The sequence below is a fragment of the Williamsia sp. genome (assembly GCF_036566845.1).
GTDB lineage: Bacteria > Actinomycetota > Actinomycetes > Mycobacteriales > Mycobacteriaceae > Williamsia.
Genome location: NZ_DATCVM010000269.1, coordinates 1 through 20,641, shown reverse-complemented (window position 1 = coordinate 20,641; position 20,641 = coordinate 1). Strand labels below are relative to the sequence as shown.

At 65.7% G+C, this 20,641-nt stretch carries 16 protein-coding genes and 1 other RNA gene; 12 read left to right on the top strand and 5 right to left on the bottom strand.

All coding sequences use genetic code 11. The features are described 5' to 3' along the window. Window positions 1-47 precede the first annotated feature (47 nt). Entirely contained in the window at window positions 48-794 is a 747-nt protein-coding gene (locus VIQ49_RS25625; protein WP_331889404.1) for a zinc ribbon domain-containing protein, read from the top strand. Continuing rightward, entirely contained in the window at window positions 791-1,921 is a 1,131-nt protein-coding gene (locus tag VIQ49_RS25620) for a bifunctional RNase H/acid phosphatase (protein WP_331889402.1), read from the top strand. The genes VIQ49_RS25625 and VIQ49_RS25620 overlap by 4 nt, the downstream gene beginning before the upstream one ends. A 205-nt stretch (window positions 1,922-2,126) precedes the next feature. On the opposite strand, the gene VIQ49_RS25615 is transcribed toward VIQ49_RS25620, so the two are convergent. Continuing rightward, window positions 2,127-3,440 (bottom strand): NAD(P)/FAD-dependent oxidoreductase, encoded by a 1,314-nt coding sequence (locus VIQ49_RS25615; protein ID WP_331889400.1) that lies wholly within the window; start codon window positions 3,438-3,440, stop codon window positions 2,127-2,129. A 134-nt stretch (window positions 3,441-3,574) separates the two neighbouring features. On the opposite strand from VIQ49_RS25615, the gene VIQ49_RS25610 reads away from it, so the two are divergent. Further along, window positions 3,575-4,474: a LysR family transcriptional regulator gene (locus VIQ49_RS25610; protein ID WP_331889398.1), complete on the top strand. Its 900-nt coding sequence runs from the start codon at window positions 3,575-3,577 to the stop codon at window positions 4,472-4,474. Here VIQ49_RS25610 and VIQ49_RS25605 read toward each other — a convergent pair. Further along, window positions 4,467-5,717 carry an SLC13 family permease gene (locus tag VIQ49_RS25605; RefSeq protein ID WP_331889396.1) on the bottom strand — a complete coding sequence of 417 codons (1,251 nt, stop codon included), beginning with the start codon at window positions 5,715-5,717 and terminating at the stop codon, window positions 4,467-4,469. The genes VIQ49_RS25610 and VIQ49_RS25605 overlap by 8 nt on opposite strands. Window positions 5,718-5,833: 116 nt before the next feature. On the opposite strand from VIQ49_RS25605, the gene rnpB reads away from it, so the two are divergent. Together rnpB and VIQ49_RS25595 are read left to right on the top strand one after the other, a co-directional pair. Further along, window positions 5,834-6,239, top strand: an RNA gene (rnpB, locus tag VIQ49_RS25600) — RNase P RNA component class A. 59 nt (window positions 6,240-6,298) lie between these two features. Continuing rightward, complete coding sequence (locus VIQ49_RS25595) at window positions 6,299-7,711, top strand: RNB domain-containing ribonuclease (protein WP_331889394.1); 1,413 nt, start codon at window positions 6,299-6,301, stop codon at window positions 7,709-7,711. On the opposite strand, the gene VIQ49_RS25590 is transcribed toward VIQ49_RS25595, so the two are convergent. The 3 genes from VIQ49_RS25590 to panB are packed head-to-tail and all read right to left on the bottom strand — an operon-like array spanning window position 7,695 to window position 11,152. Beyond that, window positions 7,695-9,242: a CYTH and CHAD domain-containing protein gene (locus VIQ49_RS25590; RefSeq protein WP_331889392.1), complete on the bottom strand. Its 1,548-nt coding sequence runs from the start codon at window positions 9,240-9,242 to the stop codon at window positions 7,695-7,697. The genes VIQ49_RS25595 and VIQ49_RS25590 overlap by 17 nt on opposite strands. Then, window positions 9,239-10,228, bottom strand: coding sequence for a prolyl aminopeptidase (pip, locus tag VIQ49_RS25585; RefSeq protein WP_331889390.1), 990 nt, complete (start codon window positions 10,226-10,228; stop codon window positions 9,239-9,241). Before pip ends, VIQ49_RS25590 begins: the two co-directional genes overlap by 4 nt. Before the next feature lie 57 nt (window positions 10,229-10,285). Next, complete coding sequence (gene panB / locus VIQ49_RS25580; RefSeq protein ID WP_331889388.1) at window positions 10,286-11,152, bottom strand: 3-methyl-2-oxobutanoate hydroxymethyltransferase; 867 nt, start codon at window positions 11,150-11,152, stop codon at window positions 10,286-10,288. Window positions 11,153-11,390: 238 nt separating this feature from the next. On the opposite strand from panB, the gene VIQ49_RS25575 reads away from it, so the two are divergent. The 7 genes from VIQ49_RS25575 to VIQ49_RS25545 all read left to right on the top strand — a co-directional run. After that, window positions 11,391-12,929: an alpha/beta hydrolase gene (locus VIQ49_RS25575; protein ID WP_331889446.1), complete on the top strand. Its 1,539-nt coding sequence runs from the start codon at window positions 11,391-11,393 to the stop codon at window positions 12,927-12,929. Window positions 12,930-13,014: 85 nt separating this feature from the next. Further along, entirely contained in the window at window positions 13,015-14,358 is a 1,344-nt protein-coding gene (locus VIQ49_RS25570) for a glutamine synthetase family protein (protein WP_331889387.1), read from the top strand. A gap of 67 nt (window positions 14,359-14,425) precedes the next feature. Beyond that, window positions 14,426-17,458 carry a bifunctional [glutamine synthetase] adenylyltransferase/[glutamine synthetase]-adenylyl-L-tyrosine phosphorylase gene (locus VIQ49_RS25565; RefSeq protein WP_331889386.1) on the top strand — a complete coding sequence of 1,011 codons (3,033 nt, stop codon included), beginning with the start codon at window positions 14,426-14,428 and terminating at the stop codon, window positions 17,456-17,458. Continuing rightward, window positions 17,455-18,438 (top strand): endonuclease/exonuclease/phosphatase family protein, encoded by a 984-nt coding sequence (locus tag VIQ49_RS25560; protein ID WP_331889385.1) that lies wholly within the window; start codon window positions 17,455-17,457, stop codon window positions 18,436-18,438. The genes VIQ49_RS25565 and VIQ49_RS25560 overlap by 4 nt, the downstream gene beginning before the upstream one ends. 97 nt (window positions 18,439-18,535) lie before the next feature. Continuing rightward, complete coding sequence (locus VIQ49_RS25555; RefSeq protein WP_331889384.1) at window positions 18,536-19,177, top strand: biliverdin-producing heme oxygenase; 642 nt, start codon at window positions 18,536-18,538, stop codon at window positions 19,175-19,177. A 114-nt stretch (window positions 19,178-19,291) separates the two neighbouring features. Next, on the top strand, window positions 19,292-19,855 hold the full coding sequence (locus tag VIQ49_RS25550; RefSeq protein WP_331889383.1) for a dihydrofolate reductase family protein: 564 nt from the start codon (window positions 19,292-19,294) through the stop codon (window positions 19,853-19,855). Window positions 19,856-20,268: 413 nt separating this feature from the next. After that, on the top strand, window positions 20,269-20,641 hold a 373-nt coding region (locus tag VIQ49_RS25545; RefSeq protein ID WP_331889382.1), incomplete at its 3' end, for an ArsI/CadI family heavy metal resistance metalloenzyme.

Below are 20,641 nucleotides of genomic sequence, written 5' to 3'. Positions count from 1 at the left end.
ATCTGGCCCGCGGGACCGGACATTAGTAGAGGAATGAAGGAACACTGGTGAAAGCAGATCCGGCCGACCAGCGATTGATGTTGGACATTGCCGATGTCGATGCGGAGTTGCATCGAATCGAACACCGGCGGTCCACGTTGCCCGAACTCGCCGAACTGGTCCAGCTCGAAGAACAGCTGAGCACGCAGCGGGACGAGGCCGTGCGCGCCCAGATCGCCGCCGAGGACCTGCAGCGGGAGGCACGGCGGCTCGACAACGAGATCACGTCGATGTCGATGCGTGAGGAGAAGGACAACCAGCAGTTGGCCGCGGGCACACTGCCTTCCAAGCAGCTGAGCGAATTGGAGCACGAGGTCACCGGGCTGATCCGCCGTCGCGGACTGCTCGAAGACGAATTGCTCGACGTGATGGAACAGCAGGAGGCCGTCGACGCCGATGAACAGCGGGCCTCCGCCATGACCAACCACACCCAGCGCCAGATCGACGAGGTGGCCACTCGACGCGATGCGGCGTTGGAGAAGCTCGCTCAGGACGAGGCCGCCGTCCGTGAGAAGCGCGCGGCGATCATGGCCAACGTCAACGCCGACCTGATGGCCATCTACGACAGGCAGGTCAAGGCCGGCCGCGTCGGTGCCGGATTGCTCCGGGCCGCGCGCTGTGGTGCCTGCCGGATGGAACTCGACCGTGGTCTGCTCAGCCGGATCAACGCCACCCCGACGGACGACGTGATCCGCTGTGATGAATGCGGCGCCATCCTGGTGCGCACCCACGAATCGGGATTGGCTTCTTCGTGAAGGTGATCGTCGAGGCCGATGGCGGCAGCCGGGGTAACCCCGGACCGGCCGGTTATGGCGCCGTGGTGTTCGACGCCGACCGGTCGTCGGTTCTGGCGGAACGCAAAGAGGCGCTGGGGATCGCGACCAACAACGTCGCCGAGTACCGCGGTCTGATCGCCGGGCTGTCAGCGGCAGAGGAGGTCGGCGCCGACGAGGTGTCCGTCCGGATGGATTCGAAGCTCGTGGTCGAGCAGATGTCGGGGCGCTGGAAGATCAAGCATCCGGACATGATTCCGCTGGCGGCACAGGCGAAGTCGATCGCATCCGGCTTCTCCCGCGTCGATTACACCTGGATCCCGCGGAATCAGAACTCCCATGCGGACCGGCTGGCCAATGAGGCCATGGACGCGGCGGCCTCCGGGGAACCGGTGGCGGCGGCCGCCGAACCAGTGGCGGAACCAGCCGCCAAGCCGGTCAGCGCACCGGGCTGGAATGGTGCGCAGGGTGCCCCGACCCGGATGTTGTTGCTGCGACACGGACAGACACCGTTGTCGATCGAACGACGGTACTCGGGGCGCGGCAATCCGGAGCTGACCGAACTGGGACGGGATCAGGCGGCCCGCGCGGCCAAGCGATTGTCGGCCCGCGCCCGCACCGCATCGGGCGCGCCGGGGATCTCGGCGGTGATCTCATCACCGCTGGGCCGGGCCCGCGACACGGCGGAGGCGGCTGCGTCGGCGCTGGGTGTGTCGGTTGTCGTGCACGATGGTCTGATCGAAACCGACTTCGGTGACTGGGAAGGGCTGACGTTCACCGAGGCCGCACAGCGAGATCCCGAACAACACAAGGCGTGGATCGGCGACACCGGTATCGCTCCGCCAGGGGGCGAGAGTTTTGACACCGCCACCAAGCGAATCCTGAAGGCGCAAGCGGAGATCGTCGACCAGTACGGCGCCGGTGAAGTACTGGTGGTGTCTCACGTGACGCCCATCAAGGTGCTCCTGCGAGCGGCACTCGGTGCGGGATCGTCGATTCTCTACCGGTTGCACCTCGACCTGGCGTCGCTCAGCATTGCCGAGTTCTATCCCGACGGCGGCGCATCGGTACGGCTGGTCAACGACACAAACCACCTGGGCGAGATCTGACCCGCCGACCGTGCCCTTCCGTCCGTCGAGCGTGCCCTTGCGTCCGTCGAGCGTGCCGCTGTGTCCTGAACGGTCGGGACAACAAGCCCACTCGTTCGAAAGAAGGTCCCGGTCAACGGGTTTGGGGTCCCGGTCAGGGGGTTCAAGGGCCCGGTGAACGGGCTGAAGGGCCCGCTCGATGTGAGCGGGACCCTGCGGCCCGTGATCAGCTCGCGCGCGATTGTTCCTCGGGGAGGACCGCGTCGCGGTCGGCCTGTTCGAATCCCGGCCGGTTGCTCCCGATGAACGCGTAGAGCCACGATGCGATGGCGGCGAAGCGGTTTCGGAAACCGATCAGATAGAACAGGTGGACCGCCAGCCACGTGATCCACGCGAACATTCCACGGAAGCGGATCTTCTCGTTGACGGCAACCACCGCGCTGAAACGACTGATGACAGACATGCTGCCCTTGTCGCGGTACGTGAACGCGGTGCCCGGCAGCTTCTTTCGGCTGATGACGTCGGCCGCGTGACGGGCCTCCTGCATGGCGACCGGGCTCTGGCCCGGGTAACCGTTCAGTGAGGTCATGTCGCCGATCGCGTACACATTGGCGTAGCCGCCCACGGTGAGGTCGTTGTTGATGAGAATCCGTCCCGCACGATCGGTGTCCGCGCCGGTCGCCTCTGCCAGGATGGCGGTGAAACCGCTGGCCTGCACGCCCGCCGACCAGATGATGGTGTCGGCCGCGATCTTTCGGATGGCCGCGCCCGCGCCGATCTTGACGGTGACACCGTCGGAATCCATGTCGGTGACAAGCGAATTGAGCAGGAGCTCCACACCGCCCGCCTCGAGCGACTTCCTGGCGTAGGCCGACAGCGAACCGCCGTAGACGGGCAGTGCGTCGCCGGCGCCCTCGACGAGGTAGACCGAGACGTCGTCCCGCTTGTAGTAGCGGGTTGCCAGTTCCCGGATCTGGCCGGCGACCTCGACACCGGTGGGTCCGGCTCCGACGATCACAAAGCTCAGCAGTCGGCGACGAAGGTCGTCGTCGGTGGTCTGCGCGGCCGCCTCGAAGTTCTGGCGGATCTGGGTCCGCAGCCGGGTTGCGTCGTCGATCGTCTTGAGTGCATAGGAGTACTGCGCGAACTCGTTGCGCCCGAAGTACGACTGCGTCGCGCCGGTGGCGGCGATCAGATAGCGGAATCGCACGGTCTCGGTGCCGGTGTCGTTACGGAAGTGCAAGACCCCGGCGTCGGGATCGACGTCGGACACCGTGCCGAGCCGGACCTCGACGTTCTTGTGCTTCTTCAGGATGTTCGCGATGTCGGGTGCGATCTCTTCGCTGGACAGAACGCCCGTCGCGACCTGGTAGAGCAGCGGCTGGAAGAGATGTTCGGGAGTGCTGGATATCAACACGACGCGCAGTCCGGTCTTGGCCAGCCGCTGGGCGGCCGTGAGTCCACCGAATCCCGAACCCACGATGGCCACGTCGGCCTCGAGGTGTGTGGGAACGCTGTGCGGTGTGGGCATGGTGTTCATGATCCTTTTATCTCTTGGTGACAACTGCTTTTCATGTATATCGCAATTAACTAAAGATATAATCCCACTTCAGGCCAAGATCAAACCCATTCTGAAGATAGAACTTATCTGGATCGCTCATATAAGCTGGTCGCATGGAACTTCGCCAGTTGACGTACTTCGTGGCCGTCGCCGAAGAGCTGAGCTTCAGTCGGGCCGCGGCTCGCTGCTTCATCTCGCAATCGGCGATCAGTCACCAGGTGGCCCGGCTCGAGCACGAGCTGGGCTCGAAGCTGATCGCCAGATCGACCCGGACCGTGCGTCTGACAGACCTCGGCGCGCAGGTGCTGCCACTGGCTCAGCAGATGATCCGGCTGGAATCGATGATCACGGCGACCGCGCGCACACCGGGTGGGCGGGTACGTATGGCAGCCAACATGTCATTTGCTCAGCAGTCCCTGGCCGCCATCGCCAAGCTGCGCACCGAACATCTCGACGTCGAGATCGAGTTCATCATCAAGAGCTTCGATCAGCGGATCGACGCGGTACTGGGCGGCGACGTCGACCTCGCACTGATCCGTGGTGGCCTGGAACGGCCGGGGCTGGCGATCGAACCCCTCTGGGTCGACGACCTGGTGGTGGCGATGTCGCAGCGGCATCCGCTGGCCGGCGCTGCGGAAGTGGGACTGGCCGAACTGGGCGAGTATCCGCTGCTGCTGCCGTCTGCACGTGATCAGGTGTTGTTGCACAACGTGATCCGCGACGCATTCGACCGCCACGGGCTCGACCGCCCACGTCAGGCCCCGCCGCTGCCGGTGGACCACACCGCGACCATGGAATTGCTCAACCACCCCGAGGAGTGGACGGTGCTTTACGAACGCACACCGCTGGCGGGGATCGCCTTCACCCGGGATACCGAACGCGCACTGCGGGTTCCGGTGTCGGCGGTGGTCCGGGCGCCCTCCGGTCAGTCGGAGATCGTCAACGACCTGATCGCGGCGCTGCGCTCGGTCCGGGAAGACCTGATCGCGGGGGAGGAGGAGTCGGCTACGTGACGAGCCACAGTGCGACCACGGAGGACACCAGGGTCAGCGGAACGGTCACCAGACCCACCGCGGTGAACTCGGCGACCTTGACCGGGTGGCCCTGCTTGCTGACGAGATTGCGCCACAACAGGTTTGCCAGCGATCCCAGGTAGGTCAGGCTCGGGCCGATGTTGACCCCGAGCAGCATCGCCAGGATCAGAGCGGCCGGTGCGCCGCCGCCCAGTGCCGCGAGCATCAGCAGGGTGGCCGGGATGTTGTTGATCACGTTCGCGGCGATGGCCGCGACGCCGGCGACGATGAGCAGATCGAGCAGCCCGGTCCCGTCGGGCAGCAGATCGGCGAGCCGACCTCCGATCGCACCATCGGAGATGCCGGCCACCAGCACACCCAGTGCGCACACGAACAGCAGGAAACCGGGTTGCGCCGACATGGCGAGGGCTCGGACGCCGCACGTCCGGCCTCGCCACGCCAGGGACGCCATCGCGACCGCGCCGGCCACCGCACACCACACCGGCTCGATACCGACGAGGGAACTCACGCCGAACGCGGCCAGCGTCGCGGCGAGGACGATGAGCGGGGCGCGCGGCGCCGGGCCGGGTTCGTCGAGAACGTCGGGGCCCGGTGCCACCGCCAGATCGGTACGAAAGTACCAGCAGAACAATCCGAACTCGACGATGAGCGTCACCAGCCAGGGCAGCGCCATCAAGGCGGTGAACTCGACAAAACCCAGGCCGGTCGCGGCAAAGGCGAGGAGATTGGTGAGGTTGGAGACAGGCATCAGTGTCGACGCCGAATTGGCAAGCGTTACGGTCGCGTAACTGTGCGGACGGGCCGGCACCCGCAGCGCCGACGTCATCGACAACAACACCGGGGTCAGCAGCAGGACGGTGGCATCGAGGCTGAGTGCGGCAGTGGTGATCGCTGCTGCGGCGAACACCAGGCCGAACAACCGGTGCCCGGTCGGGTGACCTGCGCCACCGGGCGACGCCGCCCGGTGGGCGATCAGCCGGGCCACCCAGTCGAAGACGCCGAGGGCGGAACAGGCGAAGGAGATCACCAGCAGCGCCGCCAGGAACAGCACGGTCGACGACAACTCTCGCAGCTCGTCCCATGCGCGGTCGGGTTCGACCACTCCGAGGACAACAGCCGCAACCGCCGCGGGGACCGCGACCGCGGCCTCTGACAGGCCTCGCGGTCGCCAGACGGCCAGTCCCAGTGCGGCCACCATCAGAACCACCGCGACAACATCCACGTCGCAATGTTGCGGCATATCCCGGACCACGCACCAATCCGGCACCGGGCACCCGATCCGGCATCGGGCAGCAATGCATGGATCCGGGACCGGAGAACGTACAGTGATGATGCGAACGAGCCGGCTGGGCGGCTGCGGTCGCGGGGACAATCGCTTGTGCGGTGCGCCCGTGATCGAGGAAAGTCCGGACTCCACAGAGCAGGGTGGTTGCCAACAGCAACCCGAGGTGACTCGCGGGACAGTGCCACAGAAAACAGACCGCCGGCGCAAGCCGGTGAGGGTGAAACGGTGCGGTAAGAGCGCACCAGCATCACGGGTGACCGTGATGGCTCGGTAAACCCCACCCGGAGCAAGGTCGAAGGTCGCACCAGGCAACTGGTGCGGCTGCGCAGGTGTTCGAGGGCTGCTCGCCCGAGCCTGCGGGTGGACCGCTCGAGGTACCCGGCGACGGTGTGCCCAGATGGATGGCCGCTGCCGACCTTCTGGTCGGTACAGGATCCGGCTTACAGGCCGGCTCGTTCGCCCCGCCTGCAGGCGCCGATTCTCCGGCGCCGAGCCCGCCGCCCGCTAGTGTTGGTGCGGTGCAACGGATACTTCGCGCCGCAGACATAGATTTTGGTGCCATCCGCACCGACCTGGGTTTGTCGGAAGATTTCGGGGCCGCTGCCGCGGCCGAAGCGGAGGTCGCCGCGGATCGTTGCGCCGCCCATCGCGACGACCGGACCGACCTGCCGCTGGTGACCATCGATCCGCCCGGTTCCGTGGACCTCGACCAAGCCGTCCACATCGCCCGGGACGGCGAGGGCTTCGTGGTGCACTACGCGATCGCCGATGTCGCCGCGCTGGTGCGGCCCGGCGGACCCCTCGACCTCGAGACCCGTCGTCGGGGTCAGACCATCTACTTCCCGGACGGTAACGTCCCGCTGCATCCGCGGGCGCTGTCGGAGGACAGCGGCTCGTTGCTCCCTGATCAGATCCGCCCGGCGGTGCTGTGGCGGATCGCGGTCGACGCCGCGGGCCATCCGACGTCGGTGGACGTTCGCCGGGCGCTGGTGCGGTCGGTGGCCCGGCTGGACTACGAAGCGGTGCAGGCCGATGCCGACGCGGGACGACTGCATCCGTCCATCGAGGCGCTCCCGGATTTCGGAGAGCTGCGGCAGCGGCTCGCGATCGAACGGGGCGCAGTGGAACTGGGACTGCCCGAACAGGATGTGATGCGCGACGGCAACGGTGCCTGGCAGTTGGTGGTGCAACCGCGAACCAGGGCCGACATGTGGAACTCGCAGGTGTCGTTGCTGACGGGCATGTGCGCCGGGCAGATGATGCTGGACAACAAGGTCGGGTTGCTGCGCACCTTGCCCTCTGCCACCGACGATGCGGTGGAGGTGTTCCGGGCCGCCGCGAACGCACTGAATGTTCCCTGGCCGCAGAATGTTTCGCCGGGCGCGTTCCTGGCCGGCCTGGATCCGCAGTCGCCCCTCACCCTCGCGGTGATGTCGGATGCGACCACCTTGCTGCGGGGGAGCGACTACCTCCCGATGTTGGGTGCGATCCCGGACGATGCGGTGACCACCCATGGTGGGATCGCCGGCGTCTACGCCCACGTCACCGCGCCGCTCCGGCGGCTGGCGGACCGCTTTGCCACCGAGACCTGCCTGTCGCTGACCGCGGGACGGCCGGTGCCCGACTGGGTGTGCGACGCGTTGCCCACTTTGCCGGAGGTGATGAAGAGCTCGAGTTCGGTTGCGAGCAAAGCTGATCGGGCGAGCCTGGACATGGCCGAGGCGATCCTGCTCGCCGACCGGGTCGGTGAGACTTTCACTGCGACCGTGCTGCACGCTGCCCGCGGCAAGCGGCCCGCGCAGATCTTCATCGCCGATCCGGCGGTGTTCGCCACCTGCACCGGCGATCCACCCGAGGGTCATCAGGTGCAGGTGACCCTCACCGCCGCCGACGCGCAGGCGCCGAAACTCTTGTTCACAGCAGAGACTTAGCCTTTCGGTACGCGCGCATCGCGGTGGCCGCGGCAAATTGTTCGCGGGCGTCGAGGCGTCCGTAGACAAATGCATCCGCCGTGGAGATGCCCGAGCCCGACGCCAGCTGGGCCAGATGCTCCCGGCTCACCTCGGCGTCGTGGAAATCGCCGAGCGCCGCCTGCTCTTGTTTGGCCTGCTTGGCGATCTTCTTGTGCTTCTTGGTACCGAGCCGGTCAGCGGAGTCGGTGGTGTACCGCAACTGTTTTGCCCGCTTGCGGATGGTGTGCAACTGCTCGATCCACTCCGGGGATTCAACCGCCAGGGTCTTGAGTTTGCGTTGCGCCTTGCGGACCCGCTCGGCGCTGCGGGCCACGGCCTGGTCGAGGGCCTTGGTCGCCGTCAGATCGGCGTCGGGGCCGGGTTGCGGTTCGGCGACGGTCCGGTCCAGCTCGTTGAGCAACTCGAAGTATCGAGCCGATTTCAGGTACTCGAGCACGAATTCGACGGTCGACTCACAGGTCTTGATCTGGTCGTCGATCAGCGCGGTGACGATGGTCGGCGGCGCGGATTCGGCCGAGAGCAGACCTCGGTTCCGCTCGAGCTGTACCTCGGCGTCGCGCGCGTCGCCGAGAATGCCTGCCAGATACTTCAATTCGCCTTCGAGATGGCCGATCACGTCGCCGTGCAGCACCTCGGGGAACGACCTCAGGACGCTGCGGGCGCGCCGGGTTGCCACCCGCATCTGGTGCACCGAATCCGGAGCGCTGATCCGGACCAGCGGGTCCTGCGCGACGAGATGGTCACGGTGAGCGGCGAGTTCGGCGATCACGAGCTCGAGTGCCGAGAGCTTCTTGCCCGACGATTTCTTGCCGCCGCGTGAGACCCCGCTGCCCGCGTCGGCGGAGGTGGGTGTGGGACCGATCGCCCGGGCGAGCTTTGACGCGCTCGTCGCAGTGCGGGCGCCCTGCGACCGCAACAGCTCGTCGGCGGCTTCGAGCAGCTTCACGTCGCCGGTCACCAGTTCCAGCTCCCACTCGTTCCACGACTGCGCGTGACCGTGGGACAACAGCGATTGGGTGGACACGGTGTCCTCGCACAGCACGGCGAGCACCTGCCCGTCCGAATCGTGCAATTCGGTGATGCGGCGAACCGTGGAGATGGTCGCGATCGGGGACAGTCGCCGCCCTCGGACGTGGACCTGCACATGGTCGGTGAGGTCGGACGGGACAACAACTTCGGAGAACGGGTCAGCGGCGTGCTCCAACGGCACGTGCATCTCTCGGCGGCCGATGCCCTCGCCGATCGGTGGCCGCTTGAGGTGCCAGCCCTCGTCGTGGCCGCCCTCACGCCGTCGCAGTGTGATCTTGTTGCCGGCCAGATCGAGTGCATCGGTGTCGTAATAGGTCGCGTCGAGATGTTCGATCACCGGACCCGACACCGAGTGCACCGCTTTCAGCACCGTCAAATCGGGGACTGATGTGTGGTCGTCGAGGTCGTATTTGAGCTCGACTTCGGTGGTCTCCGTGGCTGTGGTCTCCGTGGCGCTCATCGCTGGTGGTCCCTTTCACATGACTCGCCGACTCCGGCAAAACGGTCGGTTGCCTCGATCAGATGATGCCGGATGCCGGGTTCGAATGACGCATGCCCGGCATCGGCAACGATGTGTAGCTGCCCGGCCGGCCAGGCCCGATGCAGATCCCACGCGCTGCGGGCGGGGCACACCACGTCGTACCGGCCCTGCACGATGACGCCGGGGATGTCGGCGATCAGGTGGGCGTTGTCGAGGAGCTGGCCGTCGTCGAGGAATCCACCGTTCATGAAGTAGTGGTTCTCGATGCCGGCGAACGCGAGGGCGAACCGTGCCGGGTCGTCGACCTTGTCGTCGTCGGGTTTCGGGAGCAGGTGGCTGGTGGTCTGTTCCCACGTGGTCCACGCAAGCGCGGCCCGGACCGCCTGCTCGTGGTCGTCGCCCGTCAGCAGACGGTGATACGCCGCCACCAGATCCCCGTCGCGTTCCGACTCGGGGATGGGCTCGAGGTAGCCCTCCCACCGATCCGGATAGATGTTCGCCGCGCCGCCGTTGTAGTACCAGTCGATCTCGCTGCGGCGGAGCAGGAAGATGCCACGCAGAACCAGCTCGGTGACCCGCTCCGGATGACGCTGCGCGTAGGCCAGCCCCAGTGTGGAACCCCAGGAACCACCGAACACCTGCCACTGCTCGATCCCGAACTGCTCGCGCAGCAACTCCATGTCGGCGATCAGGTGTTCGGTGGTGTTGACCGACAGGTCGGCGCCGTCCGCGATGTGCGGGGTGGACTGTCCGCAGCCCCGCTGGTCGAACAGGATGATGCGGTAGGCGTCCGGGTTGAAGAACTGCCGCTGGAGCGGGGCCGTGCCACCACCCGGACCGCCGTGGACGAAGATCGCCGGCTTGCCCTCGCGGTTACCGCTCTGTTCCCAGTAGATCTGTTGTCCGTCACCGACATCGAGATGTCCCGTGGCGTAGGGCTCGATCCGAGGGTAGAAGTCGCGCATGACTCCACCCTATGCGGGTCGGGACAGCTTGGGCGGCGACATCGGCCCCTGGGAGGGTCAGTAGGAGTGCTCGGGGCCGGGGAACTGGCCGCGCCGGACCTCGTCTGCGTACTGCTCTGCTGCACGGCGCAATTCGCCACCGACATCGGCATAGCGCTTGACGAACTTGGCGGTCTTGCCGTGTGTGAAACCGGCCATGTCCTGCCACACGAGGACCTGGGCGTCGGTCTCGTGGCCGGCGCCGATACCGATGGTCGGGATGGTGAGCTTGCGGGTGATCTGTCCGGCGAGGTCGGCGGGGACCATCTCCATCACGACGGCGAATGCGCCGGCCTCCTGGACGGCGATCGCGTCGGCGATGAGCTGATCGGCGCCATCGCCACGGCCCTGGACGCGGAATCCGCCGAGTCCGTTGACGCTCTGCGGAGTGAAGCCGATGTGGGCCATGACCGGGATGCCGGCCGCGGTCAGCGTCGCGATCTGATCGGCGACGCGTTCACCGCCCTCGAGCTTCACGGCGTGCGCGCCGCCCTCCTTGAAGAAACGGATGGACGATTCGAGGGCCTGCTGCGAGCCGGCCTCGTAACTGCCGAAGGGGAGGTCGGCCACGACCAGCGCGTGTGGGGCACCCTTCACGACACCGCGGACCAGCGGGAGCAGTTCGTCGATGCTGACCGGGATGGTGGTGTCGTAGCCGTACACCACGTTTGCCGCCGAGTCGCCGACGAGCAGGACGGGGATCTGTGCGTCGTCGAAGATGCGCGCGCTGGAGTAGTCGTAGGCGGTGAGCATCGACCATTTCTCGCCTTCAGATTTCATCTGGGCGAGGTGGTGCACGCGGGTTGCGCGGCGACGGGGAGAAGAAGGATCAGCTGCGGCGGAAGTTTCCGAGGGCGCAGCGCCATATACCGAGGTTTCGGACATCATTGTCTCTTTCGTGCCTCGAGTCCTGCATCCGCAGGTACCCGGGTGGGTGGATGACCCCACCAGTGTGGCACTGCGGGTCGACCAGGGAAACGCCTGGTGGTGTGCAATTTGTCACAGCTGCGGCACCCCTTCGGCGCGGAGGCCGGCCGATAGGTCGTCCGGTGTGGAGCCGCCCCGTGGCACGATGTGCCTGGTGAAGAGGCGAAGCCGCGGCGGCCCGCGAATCCTGCGCGGTATGACCGCCATCGCGGTGGCAGTTGTGGCTGTGGCCGGGTGCAGTACGGATCCCGATGGTTCCGCCCAGTCCGCGACCTCCGGTTCGAGTGTTGCGCCCACGCCGTCGCTCGACCGTTTCTACGGCCAGCAACTCCACTGGGAATCGTGCGACGACTACGCCGACCAGGAGGCGTACGGATATCCCGCGGACCGCACGGACTGTACGACCGTCACGGTTCCCGTCGACTACGACAACCCCGACGGTGAGTCGGCCCGGCTCGCCCTGCTGCGGGTGCGGGCGAGCGGCGACAAGATCGGTTCGTTGCTGATGAATCCCGGGGGGCCGGGCGGATCGGGCGTGGAGTACATGGCGGGGCGCGGGGCGGATCTCTCCGCACTCGAGCTCGGCGACCGATTCGATCTGATCGGCTTCGACCCCCGCGGTATCGGTAGGTCGACCCCGCAAATCCGTTGTCTCACAGACGCCGAACGCGATGAGCAGCGGGCGGTGACCCTGGCCGACATGACCCCGGAGGGCATCGCCGAACAAGAACAGGAAGCCAAGGACACCGCAGGCAAGTGTGAGCAGGAGATGGGTTCGGAGTTTCTCGCCCACGTGGGGACCGCCGATGTGGTCAAGGATCTCGACGTGCTGCGGGCGGTGCTCGGCGACGACGAGCTCAACTATCTCGGGTACTCCTATGGCACCCGGATCGGGGCGGCGTATGCCGAGGAGTTCCCGACCAGGGTGAGGGCGATGGTCAACGACGGCGCCGTCGATCCGGCGGCGGATCCGGTGGAGGACACCGTCAAACAGATGGCCGGATTCCAGTCCGCCTTCGACGCGTTCGCCGCGGATTGCGCAGCCGGTGGCGGGTGCCCGCTGGGGGACGACCCGGTACAGGCGACAACCCGTTTCCAGGAACTCGCGCGGCCGCTGATCGACTCGCCGGCGCCGACGGGACTCGGGCGGACCCTGAGCTACGAGGACGCGATCACCGGAGTCGTCCAGGGCCTCTACTCCGATGGCCTGTGGGATCCACTGCGCGAGGGGCTGGTTCAGCTGACCCGCGGAAACGGTGACACGCTGCTCCGACTCGCCGACATGTACGAGGGACGCGACAGCGACGGCCACTACGCGAACATGGCCGATGTGTTCACCGCGGTGCGGTGCGTCGACGATCCGCCGATCACCGATCAGGCGACCCTCGACCGACTCGACACCGAAGGGCGCCGGGCGGCCCCGTTCTCGGACGACGGCCGGGGCACGGGCGTCGGGGTCCGCGACGCATGCGCGTTCTGGCCGGTTCCGCCCACCAGCGCACCGCACGAGCTCGACGTGGAGGGCCTCCCGACGACGGTGGTCGTATCCACCACAAACGACCCGGCCACGCCCTACGAAGCCGGTGTCACGCTTGCGAAGTCGTTGAATGCCAGGCTCATCACCTTCGAGGGCGACCAGCACACAGCGTCTCTGGAGGGCAAGGATTGCGTCGACGATGCGGTCATCGCGTATTTGGTTGATCTCACATTGCCGGATGAGGGACTCAGATGCTGAGAAAGTGGCGCGAAATCCCCAGGGTATTCTGGATGAAGCGCATCCGTAACACGCATTTAACAGGGCACTTCTAGGCTCATTTGTCATGGATCGCCAAAAAGAATTCGTGCTCCGAACACTCGAAGAGCGCGACATTCGCTTTGTTCGCCTCTGGTTCACCGACGTGCTGGGGTACCTGAAGTCGGTTGCCATTGCGCCCGCCGAGCTCGAAGGTGCTTTCGCCGAGGGCATCGGCTTCGACGGCTCGGCGATCGAGGGCTTCTCGCGGGTGTCGGAAGCCGACACCATCGCCAAGCCCGATCCGTCCACCTTCCAGATCCTGCCGTGGACCACCAGCGCCGGCCGTCATCACTCGGCGCGGATGTTCTGCGACATCGTCATGCCCGACGGCGAACCGTCCTGGGCTGATTCGCGGCATGTCCTGCGGCGCCAGCTGAACAAGGCGGCCGATCAGGGCTTCAGTTGCTACGTCCATCCCGAGATCGAGTTCTTCCTGCTGAAGAACCCGCCATTGCTCGACGGATCGGTCCCGGTTCCCGCGGACAACGGCGGCTACTTCGATCAGGCCGTGCATGATTCGGCCCCCAACTTCCGCCGTCACGCGATCGACGCGCTCGAGTCGATGGGCATCTCGGTCGAGTTCTCGCATCACGAGGGCGCGCCCGGTCAGCAGGAGATCGACCTGCGGTACGCGGACGCGCTGTCGATGGCCGACAACGTGATGACCTTCCGTTACGTCGTCAAGGAGGTCGCGATCTCCGAGAACGTGTGGGCCACGTTCATGCCGAAACCGTTCTCGCAGCACGCCGGTTCGGCGATGCACACGCACATGAGCCTCTTCGAAGGCGATACCAACGCCTTCCACAATCCAGACGACCCGATGCAGCTCTCGCAGACCGGTAAGCAGTTCATCGCCGGCATCCTGCATCACGCCGACGAGCTCAGCGCCATCACCAACCAGTGGGTCAACAGCTACAAGCGCCTCATCCACGGCGGTGAAGCTCCGACCGCGGCGAGTTGGGGCGCGGCCAACCGCTCCGCACTCATCCGGTTGCCGCTCTACACCCCGAACAAGGCATCGTCGCGTCGGATCGAGGTACGCAGCCCCGACTCGGCCTGCAACCCGTACCTGACGTTCGCGGTTCTGCTGGCGGCCGGGCTCAAGGGCATCAAGGAAGGCTACGAGCTGCCGGATCACGCCGAGGACGACGTGTTCTCGTTGACTCCGGCCGAGCGTCGCGCCATGGGCTACAAGGAGTTGCCTGGTTCATTGGCCGAGGCCCTGACGAAGATGGAGAAGTCCGAACTCGTCGCAGAGGCCGTCGGAGAGCACGTCTTCGAGTACTTCCTGCGGAACAAGTGGGCCGAGTGGACCGACTACCGCAGTCAGGTCACGCCGTTTGAACTGCAGAATTATCTGGCGCTCTAGCGTCTGGCCTGCGCCGTCGGGCGGGCTGATGGTGTGACCGTCACGGCGACCAGTACCGTTTACATCTGTGACACCACCTGCGTCGAGATCTCGAGTTCCCAGTGTCGGACGGCTCGGACTGCTCGAGTCGACAGCTCCCGCGGACCTGGCCACACTCGGTTGGGGTGGCGAAGAAACCATCGACCTGTTGTGGTCGTTGTCGCGCGCACCGAGTGCCGATATCGCATTGCGCGCGTTGGTGCGCCTGCGCAGTGCCGTCGGGCCGGAGTGGCCCGAGATCGATCGGCTCCTGCGCACTGATCGAAGTTTTCGCGGCCGCTTGTTTGCAGTCCTCGGTTCGTCCACCGCGCTCGGTGATCATCTCGTTGCCGAGGCGGGCAGCTGGCGGCTGTTGCTGACCAGTGACCCGCTTCCGGATGCGGACGAGATCAGGACGCTCATGCTCGACGCGGTGGGTGCCCGGGCCGAGCCGGGGTACAACGGTCGCGACACCGGGTCCGACGACGGCAACCTGGTGTTCCGCGCCGAGCTCACCGGTCCCAAGGCAGTGATCGCGCTCCGCCTGGCCTACCGCAACCTGCTGGTGCAGCTCGCGGCGCGGGACCTGGCACCGACCGTCGAGAACGAACCGGTCATCCGATTCAGCGAGGTCGGCGCGTTCCTGGCCGATCTCGCGGACGCGGCTCTGACCGCGGCGCTTGCGGTGGCCATCGCCGACACCTGTGGCGACAAACCGCTGACGTCCCGGCTGGCCGTTGTCGCGATGGGCAAATGTGGCGCCCGAGAACTGAACTACGTCAGCGACGTCGACGTCATATTCGTGAGCGAGCCGGCCGACGGTGAGACCAGCCGGATCGCCGGCGAGATGATGAGGGTGGGTTCGCTGGCCTTCTTCGAGGTCGACGCCGCGTTACGTCCGGAAGGCAAGGCCGGTGCGCTGACGCGGACACTCGAATCGCATCTGACCTACTACCGGCGCTGGGCGAAGACCTGGGAGTTCCAGGCGTTGCTCAAGGCGCGTCCGATGACCGGTGACATGGAGTTGGGGCGCGCGTATGTGGACGCCGTCAGCCCGATGGTCTGGGAGGCGTCCGAACGCGAGGACTTCGTCATCGACGTGCAGGCGATGCGCCGCCGGGTGGAGGAGCAGCTACCCGAGGACCTGCGGGTGCGGGAGATCAAGCTCGGCCGTGGGGGATTGCGCGATGTGGAGTTCGCCGTCCAGCTGTTGCAGATGGTGCACGGACGCGTCGACGAGTCGCTGCGCGTCAAGAGTACCGTCGAGGCGCTGACCGTCTTGCGAGACGGTGGCTACGTCGGTCGTGACGACGGTGCCAATCTCATTGCCTCCTACGAGTTTCTGCGGTTGCTCGAACATTGTCTGCAGTTGCAGCGGCTCAAACGGACGCATACGTTGCCCGAGTTCGACGACCGCGAGGCGATGCGGTGGCTGGCCCGCGCGGCACACATCCGTCCCGCCGGTGACCTCGACGCCGGGGGAACGTTGCGTGAGGAGATTCGCCGGCAGTCCTATCGGGTCCGCAAGTTGCACGAGAAGCTCTTCTATCGTCCGTTGCTCGAGGCCGTCACCCGCTTCGAGAAGGACGAGCTGCGGTTGTCGGATGATTCGGCGATCCGGCGACTCGGCGCCCTCGGCTACAGCAAGCCGGAGAATGCGCTCGGACATCTGAAGGCGCTGGTCTCGGCGCCCGGCCGCAAGGGGCAGATCCAGGAGCTCCTCCTGCCGACACTGCTCGAATGGCTCAGTCGCACACCGGATCCCGATGCCGGACTGCTGAACTACCGGCGGCTGTGCGACGCGGCCGACGACCGGGACTGGTTCTTGCGGCTGCTCCGCGACGAAGGTGTGGTGGCCGAGCGGCTGATGACCGTGCTCGGGACCTCGGTGTACGCCGCGGAGTTGCTGATGCGGTCGCCCGATGTGATCCGCCTGTACGCCGATGGTGTCAAGGGCCCCAAGCTGATCGAGGTCGACTCCGAAGACGTCGTCGCCGGGATGGTTGCCTCGGCCATCCGTCAGCGCGATCTGAAGTCGGCGATCTCGGTGGCGCGTTCCCATCGCCGCGGAGAGCTGGCCCGGATCGCGTCCGCCGACCTCCTCGGCATGCTCGATGTCCCCGAGGTCTGCCGGGCGCTGTCGCTGGTGTGGGCCGGTGTGCTCAACGCCGCATTGCAGGTGGTGGTGAGTGCCTCTGTCGCCGAACGTGGTTCGCCGGCACCGGCCCGGATCGCGGTGATCGGGATGGGCCGGCTCGGTGGCGGGGAACTCGGCTACGGATCCGATGCCGACGTGCTGTTCGTCTGCGAACCGGAAGAAGGCGTCGACGACTCCGATGCCGTGCGCTGGGCGAACACCATCGCCGACAAGGTGCGTTCTCTGCTCGGGACCCCCAGTGCTGATCCGCCACTCGAGGTCGACACGGGTCTGCGTCCGGAGGGACGCAACGGTCCGGTCGTCCGCACGCTGGCCGCCTATGCGGCCTACTACGAGCAATGGGCGCAGTCGTGGGAGGTCCAGGCCCTGTTGCGTGCGCACCAGGTGGCCGGCGACAACGAGCTCGGTATCGCTTTCCTGCACATGGCCGACAGTGTCCGCTATCCACCGGGCGGCGTCTCGGCGGAGGCTGTCAAAGAGATCCGCCGGATCAAGGCGCGCGTCGATTCGGAGCGGCTACCTCGCGGTGCCGACCCGGCGACCCACACCAAGTTGGGCCGCGGCGGATTGGCGGACGTCGAGTGGACGGTTCAGCTGTTGCAGTTGCGGCACGGACACCGGCTCCAGTCGCTGCACAACACATCGACTCTCGAGTGTCTGGATGCGATCGGATCGGCCGAACTGCTGGCCGAAGACGATGTCCGGCTGCTGAAGGAGGCCTGGCTGACCGCGACCAAAGCGCGCAATGCGCTGGTGTTGGTCCGCGGAAAAGCGGTGGACCAGCTTCCCGGACCAGGTAAGGCGTTGCGCGCGGTCGCTTTTGCCGCTGGTTGGCATGATGTCGACTCAGGGGTGTTCCTGGACAACTATCTACGGGTCACGCGACGAGCAAAAGCTGTTGTGCTGAAGGTCTTCGGCGGGTGAGACGGACTTCCGAACGCCTCGCCGGACGGGGCGCGGTGTTCAAGATCGCCTACCTGTTCGCCGTACTGCTGGGCTGGGCGCTGCTCGGCGCCGTGATCGCGGCGATCTGGCTGCACTTCTATCCCGGGAAGGGTCGTGTCTCGACGGCATTCGCCAGCGCCGTACCGTGGCTGCTCCTGGCGGGTGTTCCGGCGATCATCATCCTCGCCGTGACCCGTCGCTGGCTCACCACCGCACTGACCGTGGTCCTGCTCGGGGTCGGCATCTGGACACAGGCGCCGTTGTTCATCGCCGCGGATGCCCCATCCGGCGAACGCGTCGTGATTGTCCAGTCCAACATCAGGCTCGGTGAGGCCGACGTCGCCGAACTCGTCGGACAGGTGCGGGCAGCCAAGGCACATCTGCTCACGGTCGAGGAACTGACTCCGCAAGCGCTCGAGCGGATCGAGAAGACAGACCTGCGGAGTCTGCTGCCTTACGAGTTCGTCGTGCCCGGCGACGGTGGCGTGGGGACGGGCATCTTCAGCCGCTATCCGCTACGGAAGATGGCCGAGCTGAACGACTTCGGTCTCAACAATCTCCGGGCCGAGGTCGACCTGCCCGGTGCGGCGAACACAACGGTGTTCGCGGTGCACCCGATTCCGCCTTACCCGTACGAACCGTGGCGCTGGGTGGAGGAGATGAAGCGTCTGCGCGCGATCACCCATGCCACCGCGACCGATCGGGTGATCGTCAGTGGCGACTTCAACTCGACGTGGGACCACAAGCAGTTCCGCGACCTGCTGACCGATGGATTCGCCGACGCCACCGAGCAGTCGGGGGCCGGGTGGAAGATGACCTATCCGACCGACCGCAGCTATCCGCCGGTGATCGGAATCGACCACGTGATCTCGCGTGGGTTCACCGCGGTGGAACTGAACTCTTTCGAGATCGCGGACGCAGATCACCGCGGTCTGGTGGTATCACTTGTACCGGACTGAGGGAAACCTAAATACTGGGGGAACCTAAATACTGGGGTGAGCCCACAGCGGGGATAGCGGACCTGTGTGACGCCCACTGGTGGTTGGAGACGACACGATGACGGACACACCTGTTGCCACGGGCACGACGATGGATCGACTGCGGGCCGCGACGGCGGCGGCTCACACGCGTGCCGAAGGTTCCGCGTTCATCGGGCACCTCATGGAGGGCGAGCTCGACTCCGATGCCTATCGGTCGATGGCGGCGCAGCAGTACTTCATCTACGAGGCACTGGAATCGGTGTGCGATCAGCTGGTCGATGATCCGGTCGCGGCCGTGGTCATGGACGAGCGGCTCCGCCGACTACCGCGGCTGTCGGCGGACCTCGAGGCGCTCGGGGTTGCGGTGTCCGGCGTCGAACTGCTGCCGTCGACCGCGGAGTATGCGAAGTCGATCCGGGCCAGCGCTGCAGATCCGGTCACGTTCCTGGCGCATCACTACACGCGCTACCTGGGTGACCTCTCGGGCGGACAGATCCTCCGCAGCCGGATGAAGCTGCACTACGGACTCACCGACGATGTCTTGAGCTTCTACGTCTTCGACATCGAGAAGCTCAAGCGCTTCAAGGACGCCTACGCGGCCTCCATCGACGGATTGTCGCTCGATGAGCACGCCGTGACCCGGCTCCTCGACGAGGCGGTGCGGGCGTTCGGCTTCAACGAGGCGCTGTTCGCCGAACTGGGAACGCACACCGGTTGATCGTCCGATGATCTACCTGGGTACTCGTTGTCGATATCGGTGATGTTCGTTCGACGTGAGAACAAGACCACTTCGGCATCGGGCCGAAGCGGCGACCGTACGAGGAGAATCGTTATGCGCACCCTGATCGTCACTGCTTTCGTCTCACTCGACGGAGTCATGGAGGCACCGGGTGGGGAGCCCGGTTACCGCAACTCCGGCTGGACGTTCAAGGACGTCGAGTTCGATCCGGCGGCTTACGAGATCAAGGGCACCGAACAGCAGGAGACCACGGCGTTGCTCCTCGGCCGGACCTCCTACGAGGCGTTTGCCCCGGTGTGGCCCACGATGGATGACTTCGCCGAATACAACGCGATGCCCCGGTATGTGGTGTCGACGACCCTGGAAACAGACGACGCACGCTGGCCCGCAACGATCCTGAGGTCGGCGGACGACGTGGCTGCGCTCAAGAACACCGAGGGCGGCCCGATCGCAGTGCACGGCAGCGCGACCCTCGGCCGGTCCCTGGCCGACGCCGGTCTGGTCGACCGGTACCACTTGCTGGTCTTCCCATTGCTGCTCGGCGCGGGTAAGCGCCTGTTCAGCGAGGCCGACAAGGACACCACCAAACTGACCTTGGTCGACCACGAAGCGTACGGCAACGGAATCATCAAGCAGGTCTACGACGTCGTTCGCTGACATCGTTGCGGGGGGGTGCCGAGTTCGCGGTCCTGACCGCTGCGACCGCACAGGCGTATCTCTTTTGCTGGAACCGACCAATCCACTTCGGCCGGCCGTGAACCTGTGCTATGGGCTCCTGTACCTCGTCTCCGTGCGCTCCTCTTGTGTGACCGGCGAAACGCTTCGCGTGAGCGGCGGATTCGCCCTCCAGATCTAGAACGGTGCCGGCGGGATATTCCTTTCCCGTTCCGCCCGGATTCTGCGGTTGAATTGTCGTACTTGTTGGCGGCGTGCGTGTTTGGCAGCGGTACGTGATTGTTGCCGGTCCTTGTGTCACCGCCGATCCTACCCATCGTATTGACATATGTCGAAAAGGTGGCATTCTGGGTGGCGAAGGTAGTTTGATGTATGTCTCACAGGTGGAGGTAGTTATGTCCCGTATGCAGTTGGCCCTCAATGTCGATGATCTTGATCAGGCGATCGAGTTCTATTCGAAACTGTTCAATGTTGTTCCGGCCAAACGCAAGCCGGGGTATGCGAACTTCGCGGTGGCTGAGCCGCCGCTGAAACTGGTGCTGTTGGAGAACCCTGGCCAGGGCGGGACGATCAATCACCTCGGGGTAGAGGTCGAGTCCAGCGACACGGTGCATTCGGAGATCGCCAGGCTCAGCGGTGAAGGCCTGTTCACCGAGGAAGAGATCAACTCGACGTGTTGCTTCGCCACCCAGGACAAGGTGTGGGTGACCGGACCGGCAGGGGAGAAGTGGGAGGTCTACACCGTACTCGCCGACTCCGATACCTTCG